Annotated in this window: 9 protein-coding genes; 2 read left to right on the forward strand and 7 right to left on the reverse strand. The window is 60.0% G+C overall.

Features of this window, described 5'->3' with window-relative positions; genetic code table 11:
* The first annotated feature begins 111 nt into the window (after nt 1–111).
* Nucleotides 112–453, forward strand: coding sequence for a peptidase inhibitor family I36 protein (locus tag EN750_RS15540; protein ID WP_023812325.1), 342 nt, complete (start codon nt 112–114; stop codon nt 451–453).
* 37 nt (nt 454–490) lie between these two features.
* Here the strand turns inward: EN750_RS15540 and EN750_RS15545 are convergent, their stop codons facing one another.
* From EN750_RS15545 to EN750_RS15570, 5 genes are all read right to left on the reverse strand, one after another.
* Nucleotides 491–982 (reverse strand): GNAT family N-acetyltransferase, encoded by a 492-nt coding sequence (locus tag EN750_RS15545; RefSeq protein ID WP_127317913.1) that lies wholly within the window; start codon nt 980–982, stop codon nt 491–493.
* The gene (locus tag EN750_RS15550) at nt 979–1,269 is read right to left on the reverse strand and encodes a DUF1778 domain-containing protein (RefSeq protein WP_027034749.1); all 291 of its coding nucleotides are present in this window, start codon (nt 1,267–1,269) and stop codon (nt 979–981) included. The genes EN750_RS15545 and EN750_RS15550 overlap by 4 nt, the downstream gene beginning before the upstream one ends.
* A gap of 72 nt (nt 1,270–1,341) precedes the next feature.
* Nucleotides 1,342–2,280: a GlxA family transcriptional regulator gene (locus EN750_RS15555; protein ID WP_348625597.1), complete on the reverse strand. Its 939-nt coding sequence runs from the start codon at nt 2,278–2,280 to the stop codon at nt 1,342–1,344.
* Between the two features lie 344 nt (nt 2,281–2,624).
* Nucleotides 2,625–2,759, reverse strand: a complete 135-nt coding sequence (locus tag EN750_RS41490) for a hypothetical protein (RefSeq protein WP_013531161.1) — start codon at nt 2,757–2,759, stop codon at nt 2,625–2,627.
* Nucleotides 2,760–3,098: 339 nt separating this feature from the next.
* A complete protein-coding gene (locus tag EN750_RS15570) occupies nt 3,099–3,284 on the reverse strand; it encodes a hypothetical protein (RefSeq protein ID WP_032930657.1) in 186 nt (61 codons plus the stop codon).
* 218 nt (nt 3,285–3,502) lie between these two features.
* Here EN750_RS15570 and EN750_RS15575 point away from each other — a divergent pair, with 218 nt between their 5' ends.
* Nucleotides 3,503–4,402 carry a LysR substrate-binding domain-containing protein gene (locus EN750_RS15575; RefSeq protein ID WP_013531163.1) on the forward strand — a complete coding sequence of 300 codons (900 nt, stop codon included), beginning with the start codon at nt 3,503–3,505 and terminating at the stop codon, nt 4,400–4,402.
* A 28-nt stretch (nt 4,403–4,430) separates the two neighbouring features.
* On the opposite strand, the gene EN750_RS15580 is transcribed toward EN750_RS15575, so the two are convergent.
* Nucleotides 4,431–5,378 carry an alpha/beta hydrolase gene (locus tag EN750_RS15580; RefSeq protein ID WP_127396945.1) on the reverse strand — a complete coding sequence of 316 codons (948 nt, stop codon included), beginning with the start codon at nt 5,376–5,378 and terminating at the stop codon, nt 4,431–4,433.
* Between the two features lie 232 nt (nt 5,379–5,610).
* Nucleotides 5,611–5,796: a hypothetical protein gene (locus EN750_RS15585; RefSeq protein ID WP_127271300.1), complete on the reverse strand. Its 186-nt coding sequence runs from the start codon at nt 5,794–5,796 to the stop codon at nt 5,611–5,613.
* Between the last annotated feature and the right edge of the window lie 85 nt (nt 5,797–5,881).

Genomic DNA, 5,881 nt, shown 5'->3' on the forward strand with positions numbered 1-5,881 from the left:
TGCCTACCTGTTCGGGCTTACGCTCCAGGCTTGCCTCCGCTACCGAAGCAGTGGCAAACTGGGCGGGCCGCGTGATCCAGCCAGGAGCGCGGCCAAACCGAGGAAACACCGATGAGACGTCTTGCCATCCTGACCGCAGTCGCGTCTGTGCTTTATGCCGACGTCGCCAGCGCCCAATACAACCAGGCTGCCTGCATCATGTTCGAGAACGGGAATTTTCGCGGGCGGTCCATCGGCATGGGCGCCGAGGATTCCGTAAATTTTCGTGGCGGCCAGTTCTGGAATGACCGTGTGTCGTCGGTGATCGTTCGCCGCGGCTGCACGCTCGTGGCCTATGAGGATTCTCGGATGGGCGGCCGCTCGATCGAGATCACGCGCAGGATCCGCAATTTGGGCGGCAGTGACTGGAACGACCGTATCTCCTCGGCGGAATGCACCTGCGACGACTACTGAGGTTCAGGCGGCGGAGCGCAGACCGATTACGTGTGCCTCAAAGGTTCCGTAAATCCTTTACAAGCACATAGAGGTGTAGCGGGTCGGTTGGGGATTGAATGAAACCATAACGCTCGTAAAAGGCGCGGGCGTTGTGATCCTTGGCATGTACGGTCACCGCGCGGATGCCTGCAATGTCAGCCGCCTGCAGGCTGCGCAGGATGGCATCGCGCAGCATTCCGCCGCCAACGCCTTTGCCCTGCCAGTTCAGGCTGACCGCGAGACGCGCCAGCAGCATTATCGGAACCGGATGGCGCGCAAGGCCTTTCGTCAACCGCTCGGGCGCACCATCATAGGCGACTTCACCAACCACGAGCGTATAGAAGCCGACCACATCTTCGCCGGAGAGACCAATATAGGTTTGCGAAGCATTTGCTTGCTGGTTTTGAAGTGCGTACCTGGCGAGAAACCTGTTGAGCGGCAGTTCGCCGCAATCGAACACATCCACCAGATGCGTGCGAGCCAGTTTCTCGATACGAAACCGGCTCACGCTGGATCGCGGCCGGAAAAGATGCTCGGTTCACTCAGCAGGCGCTTCAGGCGCGGAAGATCTCGCGTGGGGGCATCCAGCGCCGCCATGAACGCAGCCCATTTTTCTGCGTCGAGGGAGAAGCTGTGTCGGTCCGCCAGTGTTTCCTCGGCGCGCCCAAGTGCACTTTCAAGGACAAAATCACTCAGCGAACGGCGTTCAACGGCGGCTGCGGTCGCGAGCGTCCGCTTTGCTTCGACGGTAAGACGCAAGTCCAGTTTTTCGGATCGAGTCGTTCTCGTGGTCATGTGACACCTTTCGACATAAGGATATCACATTTTGCCAGACAATGTCATGACAATTCTCTAAGGGATATCGGATCAGGCCGCCAGCAGCTGCTTGCGGTCGACGCGCTCCTGTTGCGGCGAGCGGGCGTAGAGTTCTCGGTAGCATTTGGAGAAATGCGAGGCCGAGACGAAGCCGCAGGCGACCGCCACCTCGACCACCGGCATCGACGACTGGATTAGCAGATGCCTGGCGCGGTCGAGCCGGATTTCCAGATAGTAGCGGGCAGGGGAGCGCCCCATCTCGGTGCGGAACAGCCGTTCGATCTGGCGGCGCGACAGGTCGACATGGTCGGCGATCTCGATCAGTGACAGCGGCTCCGACAGATTGCCCTCCATCAGTTCGATGATGGTCAGCACTTTCGAGTTCTGGACGCCGAGGCGGGCGCGAAGTGGCAGGCGCTGGCGGTCGGTGGGGCTGCGCACGCGGTCGGTCAGCACCTGCTCGCAGACGCGGTTGACGAGGTTCTCGTCAAAGTCGTCGCCGATCAGCTTCAGCATCATGTCGAGTGCGGCGGTGCCACCGGCGCAGGTGTAGATGTTCTGGTCGATCTCGAAGAGGTCGGCAAAGACGTTGGCCTTCGGGAACGCTTCGGAAAAGCCCGGCAGGTTCTCCCAGTGGATGGCGCAGCGTTTGTTGGACAGCAGGCCGGCGGCGGCGAGGATATGCGCGCCGGTGCACAGGCCGCCGACGGCGACGCCGCGATTGTATTCCTCGCGCAGCCAGGCGAAGGCGGACTTGTTCTGGTAGCGCTCGACATTGATGCCGCTGCAGACGATGGCCATATTCGGCCGGTCGGGACCTGCCATCTTCTTGCGTTCATCCTCGAGCGACGTGTTGACCGCGCATTCGACCCCGTTCGAGGCGCGCACCGGCTTGCCGTCGATGCTGGCGAGGCGCCAGCGATAGGCCTCGTAGCCGAGCATGCGATTGGCCGAACGCAACGGGTCGAGCGCGGTCGCAAAAGCGATCATGGTGAAATCGGGAATAAGGAAGAATACAAACGATCGCTTGATCGGATGCTTTACGGCGTTCAAGGGAACCTCACACAGCCATGGCGCGAACAGGATGTCGCGAATAGCATAGCGACATCAGGAAAAACCATGTCTGTCAATCGGCTACGCCGCTACGACAAGATTAAATTTGCGACATGGGTCGCAAATGGGCAATCGGCGTGCAGCGAGCCCTGGAAGTGGCACGAACTGTTCAAGGGACGGGCAACGTACTGCCTGCGCGCAAAACAAAAACGCCGCTTGGCTGGAGCCAGGCGGCGTTACAGTTTTAAAGCAGCGGCAGGGATGCGCTGCCCCTAAAATCTTCAGGCGACGAAGCCGAGGCGCGCCGCATTCATGGCGCCGGTCTGGCCGGGCATAGTGTTGGCGAGACGCTGACGCTCGAGAGCGGTGGTCAGGTTCATTTCGCGGCGGGCAAAGAGGCGTGCAAAAAGCTTCATAATCATCTCCATTTGTTGCTCAGACGGGTCGCCTTCGCTTGATGGAGTGGGGCAGCTCGTTTGCTGGCGCCGATATAGGCTTGTGTAAGCAGAAACTAAATCGCAAAAGCGAAGTGCTTGATATGAAATGCGACATCGGTTGCGACAGATTTGGGCAAGGTGCCCAAAATTTGCGGTTATTTACAAGGCATTAATTGGAAACAGGAGCTGCTATGCGGCTTTCTCATATGCGTCATGCGCTGGAAACATGGCTCTAAAAATTCATTTGAGTGCAAATAAAATAGAGAAGGCCTGCCGGGCGGTTTGCGCGGCAGGCCTTCAGCACATGGTACACACGATCTACTTTGCTCCAGCCCAGGATCCGACGCCGTTGCGAGTACCGGTCTTGGTATCGGAAGCTTCAGGCCAGCCGATGTCCTTCTGCAGTTCGATCGGCAGGGAGCGGATAGCGCGTTCAGTCTGGTAGCGGGCGCGCGCCGCGCTGAATTCGGTCGCGATGCGACCAAGGGACGACAGGATAGACATCTCTTTCTCCTTTAGGTTGGCTAGTGCCAGACAGCGAGTTGGCTACTGCGGGTTTGTTTCAACTTCATTTCGTGTCGAATGCAGGTCTGTGTCGAGGTCGTTTCATGGCTGCTTGTGGCAGCTACTGCTTCGATGGAGTTGACTATCCTCCCAATCTGATGTTCAATCAAACGAAATGGAATGATGTTTTGTATCAGAAAAATTGAAGGTCGGTTGCCATGAACGCCCCGCTCAATCATCCGCTGCCGCTGCTCGATCTCGATGTTTTGCGCACGTTCGTGGCGATTGCCGAGACCGGCAGCTTCACCACCGCCGCCAATGCCGTGTTCCGCACGCCGTCAGCCGTTTCCATGCAGATCAAGAAGCTCGAGGACATTCTCGGCCGCTCCGTGTTCGCGCGCGACGCTCGCTCGGTGTCGCTGACGACGGATGGCGAGATGCTGCTCGGCTATGCCCGCCGACTGCTGTCCATCAATCGCGAGGTGGTGTCGAAGTTCATCATTCCCGAGATTGTCGGTGTGGTGCGGCTTGGCTCGCCGGACGATTACGGTGAGCGCGTGCTGCCGCATGTGCTGAAGCGTTTTGCGCAGTCGCATCCGTCGATCGCCGTCGACGTCACCATCGACCAGAGCAGCAATCTGCGCCGGCGCATGGACGACCGGGCGCTCGACATCACGCTGCTGACCAATTCCTACAAGACCAGCGCGCTCGGCGCCGAGGTGCTGCTGACCGAGCCGATCGTCTGGGCCGGTGCCAAGGGCGGCTGCGCGCATCTGCGCGAGCCGCTGCCGGTGTCGCTGTGGGAAGAGGGCTGCGCCTGGCGTGCCGGGGCGCTCGATGCGCTTGGCCGCGAGGGCCGCAACTACCGCATCGCCTATATGAGCGCGCACACGGCCGGCCAGCGCGCCGCGATCATGTCCGATCTCGCCGTGGCGCCGTTGCCGAAGTCGTTCCTCGGCAATGACATGGTCGAACTCTGCCCGAAGGACGGCATGCCCGACATCGGGACCTACAATCTGGCGATGGTGGTGGCGCCGGATGCCAGTGCCCCGGTCAAGGCCGTTGCCGACCACATCCGCGCGACCTTCGAAGTCTTCCGGGAAACCGGAAAGTTCTGATCCGGCCGATAAGGATGATAGTATAGAGCTACTCCGCCGCTTCGGCGGGGCGCTGTTCAGGCCTTACTCTCGTATCGTGCACGATCCGGCTCTCCCCGAGAAAGGCGACGATGCGCTCGCGGGCGCGCCGGGCTTCCGGCATGTCAATCAGCGGCCAGACGTGGAACATGCCTTCCTCATAGACAAGATCGATTTCAACGCCGGCTGCGCGGGCTTTTTCGGCGAAGATCAGATTGTCGGGAGTCAAAAGATCGCGCGAGCCGGTCAAAAGCAGCGTTCTTGGCAGCACGGACAGATCTCCGTAGACCGGGCTGATGTGCCAGTCGCTGGGATCGATGCCGGCACTGTACAGGCGAATCGCCTCCCTTCCGCCAGCTATGCCCAGCCAAGGGTCGTTGCGTTCCGCCTCGAACACTGCGGGGTTGGTGAGCGACACGTCGAGACCCGGCGAAATGAGCACATGCCGCGACGGCAGGGGCAGTCCTTCTTCGGCGACCATCATGGTCAGCACCACAGCCATATTGCCGCCGGCGGAATCGCCCATGAAGACGATGTCTTCGGCTTCCGTCTCGGCGAGCATCTGCCGGTAGACATCGCCAACCATTCCGAACATGGCATGGAAATCGTGTTCGGGAGCGATTGGATAGATCGGCACCGTGATCCCGTAGCCCAGCCGATCCGCCATCTCGGCGATCAAGTGCCAATGATAGGGCGTGATCTCAAAGACATAGGCGCCGCCGTGCAAGTAAAGAATCCGCTTCTGCTCGCCGTCTCTGGGAGCGATTTCGTAGACCGGAAAGCCATCTACGGTGTGTGTCTGGATGTCGAGACGCTGATGCAGCGAGGCAGGGGGTTGGTGGTTCTCGGTCTTGCGCGCGGCCGCGATCCAGCGCTGCAGATTTTCCGGACTGGCAAATGCCTGCTTACGGCTGTGCCGCAGGACGAAAGACACGACATGGCTTTTCAAACTTGGCATGCGGATACACGAACTTCGGCAAAGCCGACTAAGAGAACCCCCACTATCTTCGAAGATCGTGCCGTGGCCGAAAATGTCAAGATTTGCGCCGTATCTACACGGTGGTGTGATCCGCGCCGCGGTGCTCAGCGACGTGGTAGAAGTGCGGCACGCAGCCGGTTGCTGGTGGTCGCCGGGGACATGCGAGATCCCCGACGCATGCCGAGCAATTTGCATTTGTCGGCGAAGGTCATCAGCGCGCGGCGCTCCAGATCGTGTTGATAAGTGCGGCCTTTTCGCTGGATCGCGGCGATACCGGCCAGCCGATATCCTTCTGGATTTCGGGCGGCAGGCTGTTCAACAGGCGTCGCGCCTTGCTGCGGTCGTGAGCATTCTTGATGGCCGTGCCATAGCGGCCGAGGTTTTCGAGCATTGACATCGTTGTCTCCTCTGGAGCGTTGCGGCGGCTGGAAAGATATCTCCAGCCTGCCATTCGATGCCGGTTGAATGCGCCTGCCATGTAT

Origin of the sequence: Mesorhizobium sp. M7A.F.Ca.ET.027.03.2.1, from assembly GCF_003999175.1 — a bacterium.
In the GTDB taxonomy this organism is placed as follows: Bacteria; Pseudomonadota; Alphaproteobacteria; order Rhizobiales; family Rhizobiaceae; genus Mesorhizobium.